Genomic DNA, 19732 nt, shown 5'->3' on the forward strand with positions numbered 1-19732 from the left:
GCTCATATCTCCGTCATCTTTCAAACTACAGGTGCGTTGGTAGTACGCGTTCCCCCAAATCACTTGCCTATGTAAGCTCGTCGGGATCCTCTTGTTTGCCGCCTTCCTGCAACTTGAAATCTTGTGGATATATAATTCAGTGGGTTATATCCAAGTGAAAAATGAGCTAATTATTAATAATCTATATATACCTGTCGTCCTTCAAGATGCACGAATGTTAGCTGCATCTCGAAGTAACTTGGGTATAAAAATCACATATCACAATTACTTGGCAGTATGCTTGCTTTTGTAGTCGGCGATAGCGGCTTTAATAGCATCTTCTGCCAAAATTGAGCAGTGAATTTTAACTGGCGGTAACTCCAGTTCTTCAGCAATCTGGGTATTTTTGATCGCTTCAGCCTGTTCAAGAGACTTGCCTTTCATCCATTCCGTCACTAAAGAGCTAGAGGCAATAGCAGAACCGCAACCATAAGTCTTAAAGCGGGCGTCTTCAATAATACCGGCTTCATTCACTTTGATCTGCAACTTCATGACATCACCACAAGCAGGTGCGCCAACCATGCCACTACCAATAGTAGGATCTTTGCTGTCGAACGACCCCACGTTGCGTGGATTTTCGTAATGATCGATTACTTTTTCGCTGTAAGCCATGTGATTTCTCCTGAGTCTTAAAGTCTGGAATTAATGATGGGACCATTCAATGCTGCTGATATCCACGCCCTGCTTGAACATATCCCACAATGGGGATAAATCACGCAGACGACCAATGGATTTATGCACCAGCGCAATGGCGTAGTCGATCTCTTCTTCGGTAGTGAAGCGCCCCAGAGAGAAACGAATTGAACTGTGAGCCAGTTCGTCGTTCATCCCCAACGCACGTAACACGTAAGAAGGCTCCAAACTTGCAGAGGTACAGGCTGAACCTGATGAGACAGCCAAATCTTTCAGTGCCATGATCAACGACTCACCTTCAACATAGTTGAAGCTGACGTTCAGAATGCCAGGTGCGCCATTCTCTAATGAGCCGTTCAGGTAAACTTCTTCGATGTCTTTGATGCCGTTCCACAAACGCAAACGCAGTGAACGCAGACGTGCAGCTTCGCTTTCCATCTCTTCTTTGGCAATGCGGTAAGCTTCACCCATCCCAACGATTTGGTGCACAGGCAAGGTACCTGAACGCATACCGCGCTCATGACCACCGCCGTGCTGCTGTGCTTCAATACGAATGCGGGGTTTACGGCGAACAAACAGCGCGCCGATGCCCATCGGGCCATAAACTTTATGGGCAGAGAAGGACATCAAATCGACTTTCAGTTTGCTCAAGTCAATAGGTAATTTACCGACGCTTTGTGTAGCATCAACGTGGAAAATGATCCCGCGACTGCGGCACATTTCGCCGATTTCAGCGATATCCTGTACCACACCGATCTCATTATTCACATGCATGATAGAAACCAAAATGGTGTCTTCACGCATTGTGGCTTCAAGCTGTTTCAGGTCGATAATACCGTTAGACTGCGGTGCCAGATAAGTCACTTCGAAGCCTTCACGCTCCAGTTGGCGACAGCTATCCAACACGGCTTTATGTTCGGTTTTACAAGTGATGATGTGCTTGCCTTTCTTCTGATAGAAATTAGCAGCACCTTTAATGGCAAGGTTATCAGACTCGGTCGCACCGGAGGTGAAGACGATCTCACGAGGGTCTGCACCCACCAATGCGGCGACGTCATTACGTGCAATATCAACAGCTTCTTCTGCCTGCCAACCAAACTTATGCGAACGTGAGGCTGGGTTACCGAAGATACCGTCCAGAGTGAGATACTGCATCATTTTTTCAGCGACACGCGGATCTACTGGCGTCGTTGCTGCATAATCCAGATAGATCGGTGTCTTTACTTTTGATTCGGTCATTGCTCTTATGCTCCGTACATCACTTCCAAAACGTAAAATTCCGCAAATTCTGCTTATGCGCGCAGATTGACGTTAATCGTCTCTTGCGGTCGGCCATTAGCCGTGCGGCGCGTATCGTTATTCTGACGATCCGCTACCTCTAGGATATCTTGGTTATTAACCAGTTCTGCCAATGTAATATTGTTGAGGAAGCTGCTGATACGCTCGCTCAAATCACGCCACAGGGTATGTGTCAGGCAGCGGTTTCCGCCCTGACAGCCTTCTTTACCCTGACAACGGGTCGCATCAACGGATTCGTCAACGGCAGTGATAACAGCGCCAACCGCGATTGCTGATGCATCTTTGCCAAGCAGATAACCACCGCCTGGGCCGCGTACGCTGGCGACCAAGCCATTTTTACGTAGGCGAGAAAAAAGTTGTTCCAGATAGGATAACGAGATCCCCTGACGTTCCGAAATATCTGCCAGAGGAACGGGCCCGTCCTGGGAATGTAATGCCACATCAAGCATGGCGGTTACGGCATAGCGGCCTTTGGATGTCAGTCTCATAGCTAAAGTTACCTGTTGGTGAACACGAACCAGAATTTTGACATTCTTGAGTGTTTTAGTCAACTATTTAACCTAGTAATTCACTCAACTATTATTACCATACCTACGCTCAATAGTATCAATTGGAATTTATAATAACCAATTGATATAAGACATTAATCCTTACTCTTCCCCGCCACATCACCGGTACCGCGTTGTGGGTATTTATCCTGTTTTTCGATGGATGTCAGCATTCCACGTAGAATATTCAGCTCTTGAGCCTCTGGGCGAGCGCGGGTAAAGAGACGCCGTAATTTGCTCATAATCTGGCCCGGATGGGCCTGACGGATAAAACCACTATGAGACAAAACCTGCTCCAAGTGCTGATAGAAACGCTCCAGATCATCCACTAAAGGATAAGGCGCTTCTTCCTCTTCTACAGGTGCGTTTGCCTGCTGACGATCAAGGTGTGCCACACGCACTTCATAAGCCAGAATTTGCACGGCCATGGCTAAATTTAAGGAGCTATATTCAGGATTAGCTGGGATAGCCACATGATAATGGCATTTTTGCAGCTCGTCGTTAGTCAGACCTACACGCTCGCGACCAAACACCAATGCAACCGGGGCATGTTCAGCTTCGCGCGCACTGCGTACACCGCATTCACGCGGTTCCAGCATTGGCCACGGTAAAGTTCTGGAACGGGCGCTGGTGCCCACCACCAAACTACAACCGGCAAGGGCTTCATCTAACGTATCAACGATAGTGGCATTGCCAATAACATCACTGGCACCGGCTGACAACGCAATGGCCTGAGAATCTGGTTTTACCAATGGATTAACCAAATATAGATTGGTTAATCCCATTGTTTTCATGGCCCTGGCAGTCGAGCCCATGTTGCCGGTGTGTGAAGTCTCAACCAAGACAATACGAATGTTGTGTAGCATACAAACTCTGAGGATAACGGATAATCGCCATATCCTAACACAGACATAGGCATTTATCAGATCCCCTGCTATACTACGCGCCGTTTCTCGTTCTTTAACATCCTAGTGGAAGATACCCATGCATCCGATGCTGACTATCGCCATACGCGCTGCGCGTAAGGCCGGTAACCTGATTGCCAAAAATTATGAAACCCCGGACGCTGTCGAAGCGAGCCAGAAAGGCAGTAATGACTTTGTTACTAACGTTGACCGTGATGCAGAGCATCTGATCATTGACGTTATCCGTAAATCTTACCCAAAACACACTATTATTAGTGAAGAGTGTGGTGAGTTGGTCGGCGAAGATGATGATGTACAATGGGTTATTGATCCACTGGATGGCACTACCAACTTCATCAAACGCCTCCCCCATTTTGCGGTATCTATCGCCGTGCGTATTAAAGGCCGTACAGAAGTCGCCGTGGTTTACGATCCAATGCGTAACGAACTGTTCAGCGCCAGCCGTGGTCAGGGCGCTCAGTTAAATGGTTATCGTCTACGTGGTACCAACGCTAAAGATTTAGATGGCACTATTCTGGCAACCGGTTTCCCATTCAAAGTGAAGCAACACGCTCCCGCTTATATCCGCGTCATTGGTAAGCTATTTGAGCAGTGTGCAGATTTCCGTCGCACCGGTTCAGCCGCATTGGATCTGGCTTATGTCGCAGCAGGCCGTGTTGATGGCTTCTTTGAGATTGGCTTAAAACCGTGGGATTTCGCAGGTGGCGAGCTGTTGGTCCGTGAGTCCGGCGGTATCGTGACTGACTTTGCTGGCGGTCATAACCATTTCAGCTCTGGCAATATCGTGGCTGGTAATCCACGTATTGTTAAATCTATCGTTCAAGCCATGAGCAACGAAATCAGTGATGCATTAAAACGTTAATTCCACGCGAATAGCGGTTTCACATAAAAAGCCAGTCAGGGTTAACCGACTGGCTTTTTTTATTGGGAAAGCACACCCCTGCTGCGTCAAGGACAAAAAACATACCCAAAGCCATTAGCGTTGCAGGTAGGCAGCCAGCAAACAAATCCCGATGAGCTTACATTAGTAAGTGATTCGGGTGAGTGAGCGCAGCTAACACCCCTGCTGCGTCAAGGACGAAGGGTATACCCAAAGCCATTGGCGTTGCAGGTAGGCAGCCAGCAAACAAATCCCGATGAGCTTACATTAGTAAGTGATTCGGGTGAGTGAGCGCAGCTAACACCCCTGCTGCGTCAAGGACGAAGGGTATCAGCGACCAAATGGGCGAACAGCACCAACCATCTCCGGCTGACTGGACAAATAAAACAGAACCCCTACAAACAGCAGAATAATTCCCCCGGTTAATGCCAACGTGGCCCAGGCAATCTCTCCCCAAGCGGCGGGGGCGCGTTTACGGCTTAAATATACCGCTAAGCGCCGTGCATAATGGACGAACAGTGCCAACAGCGAGATAGTCAGCGACGTCCCTAAAGCCATCGCCATCGACGACAAAATCCCCCACCAGTAAACGCCAATCACCTTGGAAAACAGCAACACCATAATCGCACCGGAGCAAGGGCGCATGCCCATTGCCAACACAATCGTCAAACGGGTGCGCCAATCATCACCGGCTTGTAGCTCTTTATCACTGGGCAGATGACGGTGCCCACAGCCGCAGCTATCGTTGTGGACATGGTTAGCCGGTAATGGCTGAATCTGCTGAAAAGTCATTTTCTGTGATTTTAAGGCGTTAATTTGTCGATAGATCCGCTTTACCGCTCGAAAACAGAGCAACATCCCCAACCCAATAACCAACAGAAAGCTGCCTTTTTCTAACCAAAAACTGCTTTGATGCAAATACCGTGAAGAAAGCTGCCATACCCCAAGCAACAAAGTTACCAGTAGAATCGCTACGCCACCTTGTAATATTGAGGCGGCAAAAGTCAGCTTCAGGCTACTGTTCAACCGTGCCGGATGGGTCGCCAGATACGTCACAATCACCACTTTACCGTGGCCCGGCCCTACAGCATGTAACACGCCATAAATCAGGCTAAACAACATCAGCACCCACCCCGCCTGGTGCGGTTCAGCTTTAACTTGTTGCAACAACTGGGCCATTTTCTGATGCATACTTTTTTGCCAGGCTACTGTTTTAAAAAACAATTCTGGCCAATAAAGCCATGCGACATACCCAGCACTAACCAATATGAGTAAGAACAGCAATAGAGGCCATAAATTGATCAGCCAATGTCGCTGCTTTGGCCGTGGAATCGGAGCAATAACTACTGACATTGAAGCGTCACTTGCTGTGCAAATTGTTTTCCAAGTTCCATATCGTCTCCTGGTGAGTCACTTTTATCCAATGACAGCGCATAAGCCTGTAGCGATGCGTCTGGATTGGGAGTAATCAAAGTGAGTTTGCAGTTTTTTTCCATTTCAGCCGATAGACTGAGCGCTTTTTGATCCGCATAGGCCATATCGACAAAATAAGTCGGGTCATAGGTTGAGATAATGAAAGGCTTGCCAACTAATAGCTGAGGTTCAGCCAACGGTAGAACGAATGAGAGTACCGCCTGATGCCCTTGACGGGATAAATGATATTCTGTTGGCAAATTTTTATATTTCACCGGTTTGCCATCACGGTATATATCGGTGAAATAGTGCTGCCCCAGCACATTAGCCATCACTTCTGCGGCCAATTTTTTCCAGATTTTAGAGTCACTCTTGGCATTTTCTGCGTCATACAACAGGTCAGAAGAGGTTATTTCATCCATGGTCCATACCATTTTCATTCCTACCAACATCTGTTTTTCACTGATGAAAGTGGTTTTCATATCAATAAAACTGTGGGGATGAGCTTGAGCCAATTGGCTGTAAATCATCGCGGCCCCTGTTAATAACAAGGTTATCAGCCGGCTAATTGCAATAAGATCGTTATAACATAACACGCGGCGCATTATTCAACCCTTGGATATTCTACAATTACTGTGATGTAAGTTGTAAGTCGATGTAAAAAACTGCAGGACCCGTGAACCGAATGAATCTCTTTTGCTATGCTTAAATAAATAACGATGATTCATCAAAGATATTTATATGCGCCTAAACACGCCCTCTGAGCCTCAGTTATCTGATGATCAACCGCTATCCAGCCAACAACGCCGCTGCCATATGTTGCTGATGTTATTTATGCCAGCACACAAGGTACAGTTAGACACAATTAGCCGATTCAACAGGGCCGACCTTACGACTACCCGGCAAGATATAGCCGAGGTTGCCAGCGAAATCCAGCGTTTCTACCATTTAGAACTTAATACCAGTGCCGACGATTATTGTCAGATTAGCGGGAGCCTACTCGATAAACGACTCTGTTTTATCCATTGGCTTCGTCGTGGGCTGCGTTATTGCCCAGATTTTGTTGAACACCATTTTTCCCCCTACTTATATCAGGCGTTAGCATGGGATGATGGCCTGCTGTCATCGGCTCTACGGCAAATAGTTTACCAGTGTGAACCCCACCTAAACCGCCAACTCAGTGAAAAAGATCGTCAGTTTTTGCAACTGTATTTGCTGTATTGTGTCAGGGAAAACCAGCAGTACGCCCTGCCACAATTATCAATGACTCAGCGGCAATGGTTAGAACAAAAACCTGCGCGGGTTGCCGCTGACCATTTATTCAACTCACTCAACCAGTTATTGACCCCTCCGTTGGGTTTGATTGAGCGCGATATGCTGATTCTAATGCTGACGATGATAAAAGCACACCGTTACCACAGTACTCAATCACCGGAAGATGCCCGCCTGATAGCCGCTACCAAGCTATTAATTCACCGTTTTAAGCGCCTTTCCGGCATGCCTTTTAGTAGTGATAACTCGCTGGTCAGCCAGTTATTCGCACATCTCGCCCCCGCCATTGAGCGCTGCTATTTTAATATTGGGATCGACCATTCACTCCCCAAAGAAGTCAGTAATATGTATCCCCGTTTGCTACGTACTACACAGCGGGCGCTTATCAAGTTTGAGCAGGAGTACCAGATTAGATTTTCTATTGAAGAAGTGGTGTTGATCGCCATCAGCTTTGGTGCCTGGTTAATACAGGGGAATGCATTACAGGAGAAGCAGATTTTATTATTGACGCGTGATAACCCAACGTTAGAAGCCCAAGTCGAGCAGCAGATCCGTGAACTGACCTTACTACCGTTACATATTAAACATTTGTCTCATGACGTTTATCTGCAATCGGGGGCCCCCGCTGGCACCGCGGTGGTACTTACCCCCTATGCTTTACAATCAACGGAATCAGCGCCGCCGCTGATCCAGATATCATTTCCATTAACTGAGCCGCAAAGTGTTCAGTTATGCCGCATATTGGAACTACCTTAGCTGGCTAATTCATTCGGGTTCGCGACCACTCGTGGCCGGATAAACAGCGCCGGAATAACAATGAGAGCCATAACCCAAAAGACCCCCCCCTGATAATTCTCAAATAAGAAGCCAGAGATCACTGTCATCACCGCAATGCCGCCGCCCATCGCCAGTGCAGAGTAGACTGATTGCAAACGGATCACATCTGCCCCACTGCGTGCCGAAATGAAACGCATCGCGGCTAGATGGCAGACAGTAAACGAACCACAATGTAAGATTTGGATAAAAATCAACCAAGGCAATTCAGTCGTTGAAGCCATTAAGCTCCAGCGGATTATCCCACTTACCGCTGAGAGCAGTAATAAGCTACGGGCCGTCCATCGACGGAAAAGGATGTGACTGAACGCAAATACCAGAATTTCGGCCACAACCCCCAGCGACCACAAATAGCCGATTGTTGCGGGGGAATAACCGGCATCTTTCCAGTAAATAGAACTGAAACTGTAGTAAGCAGCATGGGCACCCTGTAATAACGTCACACAGAGCAAAAAGCGCCAAACTTGTGGTTCAGATAGCAGAACCTTCCATTGTGTTGCAGCGACATTGCGATGTTTAACCTCACCCTGCGGCATCACACTGGGCCGTAGCAATGCCCCCAGCAACATCGCTGTCACACCAAGCAGCAGGCTGTAGAGAATAGCGGGATGGCCCCAAATAGATACCAATTTTCCCGTCAATGCAGAGCCGATAACAAACGCCAGCGATCCCCATAGCCGGACCTTGCCGTAATCCATGGTGATCTGTTTTTGCCACGTCGCAGCCAAAGCATCCGTCAATGGTACCAGTGGGCCAAAGAACAGGTTAAAACCTGCGATAACCACCATCAACCAAGCCCAGCCATTACCGAACCAAAAACCGACCGCGAACGCTAACGTTAAAAGCGCCAGAATACGGATTGCAGTAACCAGATGAGAAGGATCTTTTACTCTCGGAGCAATAATCAGGCTACCAAGAAAGCGGGAGAGTAAGCCAGCACCGAGCAAGATACCGATGGTTTCCGGGGGGATCCCTTCACCTTCTAACCAAAGTCCCCAGAAAGGTAAAAAAATACCATAAGAAAAAAAATAGGTGAAATAGCTAAGTGATAGCCAACGTGTTGATTGCAATACCATGATTCCTCCGGAGTCAGCCCGTCACTGTGACAGAGGCCTCCTCCGCTAGCAACTTTACCGTCTCAATACTGGATATTTTGTGACATGCCTCACATTACAAAATCGTATATTGGGCCCATCGGCAACCTGGTATTCATTGATGGCAGTATGCAACGTATCAACATACGCACTGGATTTCGCTGGTTGGAGTCTGTTTTGGGCTTTACATGAATTGGCACTGGCTTTGAGATAAGCTCGTTTTTTAGCCTACCCCTATTAGTTTAAAGCCCCAGCCATGAGGCCAGGACTTTGTCGGTAATCTGAAACCACCATTTATGGTGGGTTTTTATGGTTAGGAGGACGTTAGAACCGGTAACCCGCACCAAGCATCCAAGTACCCACTTTCACATCATCGAGTTTGGAGTACTCATATGAAGCATCAATGACAAAATTTGGATGTGGATTAAATTGTAATCCTGCACCGTATGCCAGAGATGTTTTACTTCTACTCTCTGATTCGCCAAATATTGAGGAAAATTTAACCTTTCCACGAGCAGCACCCAATAATCCATACAAGCTAACATACTCGTTAATGCGGAAAGCAGGCCCTGCAGTCACTGAGTAGTACTTAAAATCACCATCAATAAGTTTGAGTCTACCAATGGATTCCTCGAATCCCCGGCGAGTATGAGCAAACGAGCCTATCACTCCCCAGTCATTATTAAATTCATAACGATACTTCAGGTTAAAACCTCTTGGGTCTTTATCCAACTTGTACCCATCTTCCTTGACGTGGCTTTGAGCATATCCAACAGAAATACTGTTTTCGCCTTCGGCATACACATTGACAGACGCAATCGATAAACATGCAACTAAAGAAGAGACCAGTAATGTCTTATTCATAAAAACCATCCAGATTGTTATAACAATACCTAATACAGTAACCACATGACTGAAGTGGCCAACCAAATATTAACAAATATTTGACATATGAAAACATGGACATTAGTACAGTATTCCATTACACACAGTATTCCATTACACACATTTTCTCGGTTTATACAGGGCGATGTTGAACAGAAAAATAGGCGCTAGCCGGGCGACCATTGCCGTGACAAATAGGAATGGACGACTGCATCGCGGAATAAATTCGAAATCAATAGCCCCATTGACCTTGCGGACCAGATAATGTTGCAGCGCCAGATGATCGGTAAATGCCAAAATAATGTTGCAGCGCCGGCTCTTCGCGGGGGGAGGTATTTCGAGTTGATACGATTGAAAGGAATTATTTTAGTCGCGGGATAGGCGCGTTTTTAGCCTATCCCGATGAACTCAAAGCCCCGGCCAGGAGGCCAGGACTGTGATAGCCGTCTTATGCGTAAACCGGTAAACGAGCGCAGATAGCCAGAACTTTCTGTTTCACACGCTCAATGGTCGCTTCATCGTTGATGTTATCTAACACATCACACATCCAGCCAGCCAATTCACGGGATTCCGCTTCTTTGAAGCCACGGCGGGTGATAGCTGGGCTACCAATACGCACACCAGACGTCACAAACGGGCTCTTCGGATCGTTAGGTACGCTGTTTTTGTTCACCGTGATATTCGCACGGCCTAAAGCCGCATCAGCATCTTTACCGGTGATGTCTTTATCTACCAAGTCCAGCAAGAACAGGTGGTTATCCGTGCCACCAGAAACCACTTTGTAACCGCGTTCCAGGAACACCGCCACCATGGCTTTCGCATTTTTAGCCACTTGCTGTTGGTAAATTTTAAACTCAGGTTCCATTGCTTCTTTCAGCGCGACCGCTTTACCCGCGATAACATGCATCAATGGGCCACCCTGGTTACCAGGGAAAACAGAAGAGTTCAGTTTTTTGTACAAGTCTTCATCGCCCCCTTTCGCCAGAATCAAACCGCCACGTGGGCCAGCCAGAGTCTTGTGCGTCGTGGTGGTAACGATGTGGGCATGTGGAACCGGGTTAGGGTAAACGCCTGCGGCAACCAGACCGGCAACGTGAGCCATATCAACAAAGAACCATGCGTCAATGCTATCGGCAATTTCACGCATTTTTGCCCAATCAACGATACCAGAGTAGGCAGAGAAGCCACCGATAATCATTTTTGGTTTATGTTTTTCCGCCTGACGTGCCAGATCTTCATAATCAATCTGACCCGACTCATCAATTCCATAAGGGACGATGTTATAGAGTTTGCCGGAGAAATTCACTGGTGAACCATGCGTCAAGTGACCGCCGTGTGCCAGATTCATCCCCAATACAGTGTCACCGGGTTTCAGCAACGCAGAGTAAACAGCAACGTTAGCTTGTGAACCAGAATGAGGTTGAACGTTTGCGTAATCAGCACCAAATAGCGCTTTAGCGCGATCGATTGCCAATTGTTCAACAACATCAACATATTCACAGCCACCGTAATAACGCTTGCCTGGATAGCCTTCAGCATATTTGTTCGTCAACTGAGATCCCTGCGCTTGCATAACACGCGGGCTGGTGTAGTTCTCAGACGCAATCAGTTCGATGTGTTCTTCCTGACGCACGACTTCTTGCTCCATTGCACGCCACAGATCTGCATCGTAATCGGCAATGTTCATTTCACGCTTTAACATCCGGCTCTCCTGACTTAGCTAACTAAATATACCTATACCCAACGTCATTGGAGTTGCAGCCAGACAGCCAATGAACGAGTCCCGATGAGCTGACTGCGTCAGTGATTCGGGTGACAAATCTGCCGGGAGCAGATTTGAACGCAGCTTGCAGCGGCCTCTGTGAGGCCCATGAATAGGCCAAATAACGAGACCGCGAACATCGCTGCAGCTTCAAGTACGAAGGGTATAATGGAACACCCGTTTGGGTTCTGCCACACAGTGTAAACTGTTTCCCCCTCCTGAAGATAGGCCTTAGCAGAGGTTTTTACGCAAACGATTGGCTCCGGATAGCGTAAGGCTTTGAGCTGTTCAGACTTCATTCAATGCAACGGAATTATCCTCATATTCACTATGTGAATCTCAGACTGCTGACAAACCCCGATGACTCACTCTTGAACGGTGAGGATAGGCAGAAGAGTAAAGAGTCCGCGCCAAGGATGGCGCGGCTCGAGCCTACATGGATGTATTTACGGCGTCTTTACGATCTGCCTGTTCTCTCCGTCGCGGGCACTTTGTCAATAACCTCATATTCACTATGTGAATCTTTCATCTTCAGCAAGTAAGCGTGTTGATGCAATCCCCCTACAGGTGAAAAGCACATTTACAAAGAGAAGAGAAAATCATAAGATGCATTTAAAATACATGTATTAGTTTGTATATTATTAAAACACTTAAGGAGCCACTATGCTGGATACCCAAACCATCGCTATCGTTAAATCTACCATTCCCTTGCTTGCTGCCACCGGCCCCAAACTGACAGCCCATTTCTATGAGCGCATGTTTAAGCATCACCCTGAACTCAAAGATATTTTTAATATGAGTAACCAGTCGAGTGGTGATCAACGCGAAGCCTTGTTTAATGCTATTTGTGCTTATGCGACCAATATCGAAAATCTTGCCGCGCTACTCCCCGCGGTTGAACGTATTGCCCAAAAACATACCAGTTTAAATATTCAGCCAGAGCATTACCCTATTGTCGGTGAGCATTTAATCGCTACTCTGGAGGAACTGTTTTCACCCGGTGAGGCCGTTTTAGATGCCTGGGCTAAGGCCTATGGTGTATTGGCTGATGTATTTATTCAACGTGAAAGCCAGATTTATCAGCAAGGTGAGACGGAAACCGGTGGTTGGAGAACCTTACGTCGCTTTCGCATTATAAAAAAAGAGCAACAAAGCGAGGTGATTTGCAGCTTTGTCTTGGCACCGGAAGACGGCGGCCAAGTGCTTCACTATAAACCGGGGCAATATTTAGGCATTTATATAGAGCATGAAAGCCTTGAATTCCAAGAGATTCGTCAATATTCGCTGACCACCGCGCCCAATGGTAAAACTTACCGTATTGCAGTAAAATGTGAAGAACAAGGCACAGTTTCAAACTTACTGCATCGGGAGTTAAATGAAGGGGATACCGTGCGCATCGCACCACCCCGTGGCGATTTCTTTTTAGATGTATCACCGGATACTCCGGTGGCACTGATTTCGGCTGGGGTGGGCCAAACCCCGATGCTCAGTATGCTCAATACCCTCTATAGCCAGCAACATGCGGCCCCCGTGCATTGGTTACACGCAGCTGAAAATGGCCGTGTACACGCATTCGCTGATGAAGTTAGCGCTATCGCAGCCAATATGCCTAATCTAAGCCGCCATGTGTGGTACCGTGAGCCAGACGTACAGGATAAGCACGCCGAGGATTACCATAGCCAAGGGTTGATGGATCTGAGTTCGCACCAGTGGTTAGCTGATGATCCTAAACGACATTATTACTTCTGTGGCCCGCTGCCATTTATGCAATTTATAGGTCGTCAATTACTGGCCCAAGGGATAGCACCTGAGCAGATTCACTACGAATGCTTCGGTCCACACAAAGTCATTTAACTCAGACTGCTGACAAACCCCGATGACTCACTCTTGAACGGTGAGGATAGGCAGAGGAGTAAAGCGTCCGCGCCAAGGATGGCGCGGCTCGAGCCTACATGGATGTATTTACGGCATCTTTACGATCTGCCTGTTCTCTCCGTCGCGGGCACTTTGTCAATAACCTCACTGTTCATTTTTATCCTATCTCTACGCATGTGATGCCGCTGGTCAGGATGATACCTGATCAGCATTTCGGCTATTTCAATTCCCCCATTTATTACATTTACATTTCGTGGAACGTGACATAGATCTCGTATGTCCTCACAATTTATTGCCACGATTAATCTCATAAAAAGCTATTTAAATTTTCATATAATTGAAGATTTAAATAACAGCCAGAATGATCTTTATTATTTATACCCACGTTACTTCGAGGTACAGGTAGGCAGCAACCGAGTAACAAATGGGGCGGGACCTCATTTGGACAGCATTTATGCTGCCCGCTGGGTGAGCCTCAGGGACGAGGCTCATTAATCTCCAGTCTCTGAGATAACAAAGTGACTGGGGTGAGCAAGGGCAGTTCCCCCCCTGCATCTTGAAGGACGACGGGTATATTGCCCGGTAACATAAGGCTAGATCGCTACATCATGAGTAAAAGATTCATAAAAAAAGAAGGGTTAGCATTAGTATCTATGGCGCGCTATTTAATTGGCGAACGCTCAGGTAATCGACTTAAAACTATTGATGATCTATCAGATGATTTTGGTATTTCAGTCGGTGTGATTCAACACGCCTTGAAAGTACTGGAAGCGGACGGGGCTATCGTGGTTGAACGCCGAGGCCGCAATGGCACGCTGCTTCTCGACCTGGACATGACGCTTCTGCTGCAACAAGCCGATTTAGGCAATATGGTGTGTGCTATGCCGCTACCCTATACCAAACTTTATGAAGGCTTAGCCAGTGGTTTAAAAGAACAATTCACCTTACTCCCCCTTTACTTTGCCCATATGCGAGGTGCTGAAGTCCGTATAGAATGCCTGATAGACGGAGTCTACGATATGGCAGTCGTGTCACATCTGGCCGCTAAAAGTTACCTTAAGCAAGAAAAAGTCACGCTAGCGCTAAATTTAGGCCGCGGTTCTTATGTCGATGGTCATCAACTTATTTTTCGCCGTGGTGAGCAGAAAAAAATTCGCCGGGTTGGGTTTGACTCACGCTCACCTGACCAATGTTTATTGACTGAAATTAAGTTTGCCGGGCAACCAATCGAACGGGTCGAATTATCTTACAGTAACTGCATCCCACATCTTATCCGTGGCGATATTGATGCCGTCATTTGGAATCAGGAGCAGATTGTCTCGTCAGAACATTTACAGTCCATAAAATTACAGGGTGATGAACGTTATATTCAAGCGTCACAGGCGGTTATCCTTATCCGCCCAGATAACTATCCGATCAAGCTACTGTTGGAAAGAGGCATTAATCAAACACAGTTACTGCGCCATCAACGAGCGGTACAGAGTGGGGTAGTCGAACCACGATATTAATAGATTAATAATAGTGAATAGATACATTAGCCAGAGAACGTTGGGTTATATATGTTGGATTGTATTATTTTGAATTATATGTAAAAACCCGCATCGTTTTGGCAACGAACGGGCTTTTATTATTCAGCGTAAGAGAATAAAGCCGACAGATTAATTAAATCGCTTCTTCATCCTGCTCTCCGGTACGAATACGCACGACACGGGAGACGTCAAAAACAAAGATTTTACCATCGCCAATTTTACCCGTCTGTGCGGTTTGCATAATGGCTTCTACGCAGGTATCGACGATGTCATCCGCAACAATAATCTCAATTTTTACCTTTGGCAGAAAATCCACCATATACTCAGCGCCACGGTAGAGTTCAGTATGCCCTTTCTGGCGGCCAAAACCTTTTACTTCTGTCACTGTCATCCCGGTAATACCGACTTCAGCCAGCGCTTCACGTACGTCATCCAGTTTGAATGGCTTAATAATCGCGTCAATTTTTTTCATGGTGAATCCCTGTTTTACCAATTCTTACGGCCAAAGCCTGATGTGATCGGATAGCGTCTATCTTTACCAAAACTGCGGGCAGTAATACGTGGCCCTACAGCTGACTGGCGGCGTTTATATTCATTGATGTCGACCAGGCGGATGACTTTACGCACGATAGCTTCATCAAAACCGTCAGCCACCAGTTCGGCCACTGACTTATCCTGTTCAACATATCCTTCAAGGATAGCGTCCAAAATATCATAAGGAGGCAGGCTATCTTCATCTTTCTGATCAGGTGCCAATTCGGCTGAAGGCGGACGCGTGATCACGCGCTGCGGGATCACATAAGAGACCGTATTACGGTATTCCGCTAATTTGAATACTAACGTCTTCGGTACATCTTTCAGGACATCAAAGCCCCCCGCCATATCACCGTACAGCGTCGCGTAACCCACGGCCATTTCGCTTTTGTTACCCGTAGTTAATACGATACTGCGGCGCTTATTCGATAAAGCCATCAGTACCACGCCACGGCAACGAGCCTGAAGGTTCTCCTCCGTAGTATCGCGCCCGGTATCGGCAAACATCGGTGCCAACTGGCCCATAAAAGCATCAAACATGGGTTCGATAGACATCACATCAAATTTGACACCCAGTATTTCAGCTTCTTCTTTGGCATCAGCAATACTGATATCTGCGGTATAGCGGAATGGCATCATCAATGCCTGAACCTTGTCTTTGCCCAACGCATCAACCGCAATGGCCAATGTCAATGCTGAGTCAATGCCGCCAGACAAACCAAGCACTGCCCCATTAAAGCCATTCTTGGTGACGTAGTCACGTACCGCCAATACCAAGGCTTCATAGACTTGAGCCAGGGGAGGCAGCTCCGCCACTGGTGCCGTCATCGGGATCACGTTACACTCATTTAACTGCAACAGCGTGGTTTGCTCTGCAAATGCAGCCAAACGATGGGTCATGTTACCCGCCGCATCGAAGACTTTGGAGCAGCCATCAAAAATCAGCTCATCCTGCCCACCAATCTGGTTGAGATACACCAGTGGTAAGCCCGTACGCTGACAATGAGCGGCCATCAGCGTTTTACGAATATAGGGTTTTTCACGATTATAAGGCGAGGCATTGATCGACAATACCACTTCTGCGCCTGCCGCTTTCACCGCATTTATCGGGCCATCAAGCCATAAATCTTCACAAATCAGGAGACCCAGCCGGTAGCCTTTCAGCTCAACGACACAGCTTTGATGACCTGCGGAGAAATAGCGTTTTTCATCGAATACGCCGTAATTAGGCAGTTGTTGTTTGAAATAGCGCCCCAGCAGTTTACCTTGTGCAAATAGCGACAGTGCATTATACAGCTTATCCCCTTCCCGCCATGGGTGGCCCACCAACACGGCAATCTGCTGGGTCGCCGCTTGCAAACGCTCAAGTTGCACTTCACAACGTTGATAAAAGTCATCACGGTACAGAAGATCTTCCGGTGGATAACCGGACAAAGCCAGCTCGGAGAACATGACCAGATCGGCACCCGCCTTCTGCTGCTCATTTAGGGTTTGCAACATACGTTCAGTGTTGCCTTCAATATCGCCGACCAGCCAATTCAACTGGGCTAACGCAATGGAAAGTGATCTGCTCATTGGTGTTTAAACTCTGTTTCAGCATTGTCAGGGAATAATATACCCTCATCTTTCAAAACCGCAGGGGCATTGGCTGGCCCGTCACGGGCCTCGCCTTTACCAGGCCGCCTGCCTGCATCTTGAAATCTATTGGGTATCGTTGTCAGTAGCTAACGATGATTACTCTTTAAAATCGTTGGCATCCAACTCGTGGCGAGACAACAATTTATAGAACTCAGTACGGTTACGCCCCGCCATACGAGCGGCCTGGGTAACGTTACCTTTGGCAATTTGCAATAACTTACGCAAATAGTTTAGTTCGAATTGATTACGGGCCTCAACAAACGTCGGTAATACGGTATTTTCACCCTCCAGCGCCTGTTCAACCAGCGCTTCGCTGATAACCGGTGCCGAGGTCAGCGCCACACATTGCTCAATCACGTTGACCAGTTGGCGCACGTTACCGGGCCAACTGGCCGTCATCAACCGCTTCATCGCATCGTTTGAGAAACTGCGAACAAACGGCTTATGCCGTTTAGCCGACTCCCGTAATAGGTGGTTTGCCAGCAATGGAATATCTTCCGCTCGCTCGTGTAGCGCGGGGATCTTTAGGTTGACCACATTTAAACGGTAGTAGAGATCTTCACGGAATTCATTCTTCGCCATCGCTTTGGGCAAGTCACGGTGAGTCGCTGAAATCACCCGCACATTAATACTTAAATCACGATTGCTACCCAATGGACGAACTTTACGCTCTTGCAATACCCGCAGTAATTTTACTTGTAATGATAGCGGCATATCGCCGATCTCATCCAGGAACAACGTGCCCCCTTCAGCAGCCTGAAACAACCCTTCGCGGCTGCTGACTGCGCCGGTAAACGCGCCTTTAGCATGGCCGAATAATTCAGACTCCAGCAACTGCTCCGGTAAGGCACCACAGTTGATGGCAATAAAGGCTTTTTTGGCCCGTGGGCTGGCAGCATGGATAGCCTGTGCCAGTACCTCTTTACCGGTACCACTTTGCCCGTTAATCAGCACACTGACGTCGGATTGCGCGACCATTTTCGCTTGTTCTAACAGACGCAACATGACCGGGCTGCGGGTCACTATCTCTTCACGCCAGGTATCATCACCCGCAGGAATCGAAAGTTCTAATGCCGCATCAATAGCCTTATATAGAGCATCGCGATCAACAGGCTTGGTCAGAAAACTGAAGACCCCTTGCTGGGTCGCGGCAACCGCATCAGGGATCGAACCGTGAGCCGTGAGGATAATCACAGGCATCCCCGGTTGATATTTTTGAATTTCAGCGAACAGCGCCATGCCGTCCATCTCGTCCATTCGCAGATCACTGATTACAATGTCAATTTTCTCACGTATTAACAAACGTAATGCTTCGTGACCGCTCTCAGCCGTCGTGACATTAAACCCTTCACTGGTTAAACGCATCCCCAGCAATTTCAATAAGCTGGGATCGTCGTCAACCAGCAGTAGATTGGCCGGTTTGCGTGGTGTCATGAGATTCCTTATTAGACGCAGGTGGTACATCTGCTGGCCGAACCACAGGCGGTGTATGAGGTTCAGCCGGTTTTTCTACCGTGTGCGGTGCTGATTTACTGTCAGGCTGAGCCGCCTCAGGTTTGGTCTCTGCCGGCTTCACTCCGGTTGGCTTAGGGGCGACAGGTTGAGCTTCGGCTGGCTTGGTTTCTGCTGGTTTGATTTCTGCTGGCTTAGTTTCAATCAGCTTAGTTTCAATCGGCTTAGTTTCAATCGGCTTAGTTTTAGGCGATTTGGTTTCAGCGGGTTTACTTTCACTCGGCTTAGCCTCTACAGGTTTGGCTTCTGCCGGTTTTATTTCTACTGATTTAGCCGCTGCAGGCTGATTTTCAGCGGATTTAACCTCTGACGCTGACTTCGCCTCTGCATCCGTTTCTGGAATTTCATTTTGTAACTGCTTACGCGATGAAAGCTGCCGTTCGATATCGGTCAGGTTTTCCAGTTTGCGGGTGGTGTCCAATAAGTTATATTGCAACCGGACCTGATTTTCCCGCAGACGATCAATTTGAGAATCTGATTCATCCTGTAGCCGCTGGTAACGAAGGCGCTCTTCCGCTAAGGAAATCCGCAAGACCTGCTGCTCACGCCACAATTGAATGAGTGGCCGTACTGAGACAGGGAAGGTTTGGCTATAACTATTCAGACGTTCAACCACCTGCCGCCGCTCTGCCATTGACGGTTCAGCACTGCCGATCAAAATACCTTGTTTAAACGCTGAGGACCAGGTTGCCACGGGCAATGTCTTAGCCATCGCCCGCGCCTGTGGCGAGCCAAGGCGTTCAGCACAATCCATCGATCTTAGCCAGTAAAGGGAATTTTCCAGTGTCTCTTTGTCATCCAGACCCCACAATACATCGCAGGATAACGTACGATAATCAACGATTTTTGTTTCTGGTATCACTAACTGAACCGCTTGGGAAAAGCGACTAGTAGCCCGGTTATCAGTACACCCGGTGAGCAATAGCGGAGTCAGTAATAACGCTCCCCAAAAAATCCCTCTGCCAGAGAGACCGGTATGCTTCACGGCTCCACCAGATATCGGATATGACAAAGAGACGGTCTTTTTAATCACACAGCGTATAGACCATTTGTACATTA

The 19732-nt window shown here is 47.6% G+C and carries 18 protein-coding genes and 1 pseudogene; 5 read left to right on the forward strand and 14 right to left on the reverse strand.

Features of this window, described 5'->3' with window-relative positions:
• Positions 1 to 264 precede the first annotated feature (264 nt).
• From iscU to trmJ, 4 genes are all read right to left on the reverse strand, one after another.
• The gene (gene iscU, locus AC971_RS03765; RefSeq protein ID WP_025380864.1) at positions 265 to 651 is read right to left on the reverse strand and encodes a Fe-S cluster assembly scaffold IscU; all 387 of its coding nucleotides are present in this window, start codon (positions 649 to 651) and stop codon (positions 265 to 267) included.
• Between the two features lie 30 nt (positions 652 to 681).
• Complete coding sequence (locus AC971_RS03770) at positions 682 to 1911, reverse strand: IscS subfamily cysteine desulfurase (RefSeq protein ID WP_025380865.1); 1230 nt, start codon at positions 1909 to 1911, stop codon at positions 682 to 684.
• 53 nt (positions 1912 to 1964) lie between these two features.
• Positions 1965 to 2459: a Fe-S cluster assembly transcriptional regulator IscR gene (iscR, locus tag AC971_RS03775; RefSeq protein ID WP_002222202.1), complete on the reverse strand. Its 495-nt coding sequence runs from the start codon at positions 2457 to 2459 to the stop codon at positions 1965 to 1967.
• A gap of 155 nt (positions 2460 to 2614) precedes the next feature.
• The gene (gene trmJ, locus AC971_RS03780) at positions 2615 to 3385 is read right to left on the reverse strand and encodes a tRNA (cytosine(32)/uridine(32)-2'-O)-methyltransferase TrmJ (protein ID WP_025380866.1); all 771 of its coding nucleotides are present in this window, start codon (positions 3383 to 3385) and stop codon (positions 2615 to 2617) included.
• Positions 3386 to 3503: 118 nt separating this feature from the next.
• Here trmJ and suhB point away from each other — a divergent pair, with 118 nt between their 5' ends.
• Positions 3504 to 4307 carry an inositol-1-monophosphatase gene (suhB, locus tag AC971_RS03785; RefSeq protein WP_025380867.1) on the forward strand — a complete coding sequence of 268 codons (804 nt, stop codon included), beginning with the start codon at positions 3504 to 3506 and terminating at the stop codon, positions 4305 to 4307.
• Positions 4308 to 4655: 348 nt separating this feature from the next.
• Here suhB and AC971_RS03790 read toward each other — a convergent pair whose 3' ends face one another.
• Positions 4656 to 5678 carry a nickel/cobalt transporter gene (locus tag AC971_RS03790; protein WP_025380868.1) on the reverse strand — a complete coding sequence of 341 codons (1023 nt, stop codon included), beginning with the start codon at positions 5676 to 5678 and terminating at the stop codon, positions 4656 to 4658.
• Positions 5669 to 6343: a DUF1007 family protein gene (locus tag AC971_RS03795; RefSeq protein WP_025380869.1), complete on the reverse strand. Its 675-nt coding sequence runs from the start codon at positions 6341 to 6343 to the stop codon at positions 5669 to 5671. Before AC971_RS03795 ends, AC971_RS03790 begins: the two co-directional genes overlap by 10 nt.
• 136 nt (positions 6344 to 6479) lie before the next feature.
• On the opposite strand from AC971_RS03795, the gene csiE reads away from it, so the two are divergent.
• The gene (gene csiE / locus AC971_RS03800) at positions 6480 to 7766 is read left to right on the forward strand and encodes a stationary phase inducible protein CsiE (RefSeq protein ID WP_025380870.1); all 1287 of its coding nucleotides are present in this window, start codon (positions 6480 to 6482) and stop codon (positions 7764 to 7766) included.
• On the opposite strand, the gene AC971_RS03805 is transcribed toward csiE, so the two are convergent.
• The 4 genes from AC971_RS03805 to glyA form a co-directional block, all read right to left on the reverse strand.
• Positions 7763 to 8920: a 3-phenylpropionate MFS transporter gene (locus tag AC971_RS03805; RefSeq protein WP_025380871.1), complete on the reverse strand. Its 1158-nt coding sequence runs from the start codon at positions 8918 to 8920 to the stop codon at positions 7763 to 7765. The two genes, csiE and AC971_RS03805, sit on opposite strands and share 4 nt — an antisense overlap.
• A gap of 342 nt (positions 8921 to 9262) precedes the next feature.
• Complete coding sequence (gene ail / locus AC971_RS03810; protein WP_072081476.1) at positions 9263 to 9811, reverse strand: attachment invasion locus protein Ail; 549 nt, start codon at positions 9809 to 9811, stop codon at positions 9263 to 9265.
• Positions 9812 to 9937: 126 nt separating this feature from the next.
• Positions 9938 to 10120: a hypothetical protein gene (locus AC971_RS21720; protein WP_038401968.1), complete on the reverse strand. Its 183-nt coding sequence runs from the start codon at positions 10118 to 10120 to the stop codon at positions 9938 to 9940.
• 151 nt (positions 10121 to 10271) lie between these two features.
• Positions 10272 to 11525, reverse strand: coding sequence for a serine hydroxymethyltransferase (gene glyA, locus AC971_RS03815; RefSeq protein WP_025380873.1), 1254 nt, complete (start codon positions 11523 to 11525; stop codon positions 10272 to 10274).
• 496 nt (positions 11526 to 12021) lie between these two features.
• Here glyA and AC971_RS25015 point away from each other — a divergent pair.
• The 3 genes and pseudogenes from AC971_RS25015 to yhfZ form a co-directional block, all read left to right on the forward strand.
• Positions 12022 to 12090, forward strand: a pseudogene (locus tag AC971_RS25015) (gluconate 5-dehydrogenase); the annotation flags it as partial.
• A 158-nt stretch (positions 12091 to 12248) separates the two neighbouring features.
• Complete coding sequence (gene hmpA / locus AC971_RS03825) at positions 12249 to 13439, forward strand: NO-inducible flavohemoprotein (RefSeq protein WP_025380875.1); 1191 nt, start codon at positions 12249 to 12251, stop codon at positions 13437 to 13439.
• Positions 13440 to 14068: 629 nt separating this feature from the next.
• Positions 14069 to 14968, forward strand: coding sequence for a GntR family transcriptional regulator YhfZ (gene yhfZ / locus AC971_RS03830; RefSeq protein ID WP_025380877.1), 900 nt, complete (start codon positions 14069 to 14071; stop codon positions 14966 to 14968).
• Positions 14969 to 15122: 154 nt separating this feature from the next.
• On the opposite strand, the gene glnB is transcribed toward yhfZ, so the two are convergent.
• From glnB to qseG, 4 genes are all read right to left on the reverse strand, one after another.
• A complete protein-coding gene (glnB, locus tag AC971_RS03835) occupies positions 15123 to 15461 on the reverse strand; it encodes a nitrogen regulatory protein P-II (protein ID WP_025380878.1) in 339 nt (112 codons plus the stop codon).
• Between the two features lie 14 nt (positions 15462 to 15475).
• Positions 15476 to 17098, reverse strand: coding sequence for an NAD+ synthase (locus AC971_RS03840; protein ID WP_025380879.1), 1623 nt, complete (start codon positions 17096 to 17098; stop codon positions 15476 to 15478).
• Between the two features lie 159 nt (positions 17099 to 17257).
• The gene (glrR, locus tag AC971_RS03845; RefSeq protein WP_025380880.1) at positions 17258 to 18595 is read right to left on the reverse strand and encodes a two-component system response regulator GlrR; all 1338 of its coding nucleotides are present in this window, start codon (positions 18593 to 18595) and stop codon (positions 17258 to 17260) included.
• Positions 18558 to 19715, reverse strand: a complete 1158-nt coding sequence (qseG, locus tag AC971_RS03850; RefSeq protein WP_269429544.1) for a two-component system QseEF-associated lipoprotein QseG — start codon at positions 19713 to 19715, stop codon at positions 18558 to 18560. Before qseG ends, glrR begins: the two co-directional genes overlap by 38 nt.
• Between the last annotated feature and the right edge of the window lie 17 nt (positions 19716 to 19732).

The sequence above is a fragment of the Yersinia similis genome (assembly GCF_001053095.1).
GTDB lineage: Bacteria > Pseudomonadota > Gammaproteobacteria > Enterobacterales > Enterobacteriaceae > Yersinia > Yersinia similis.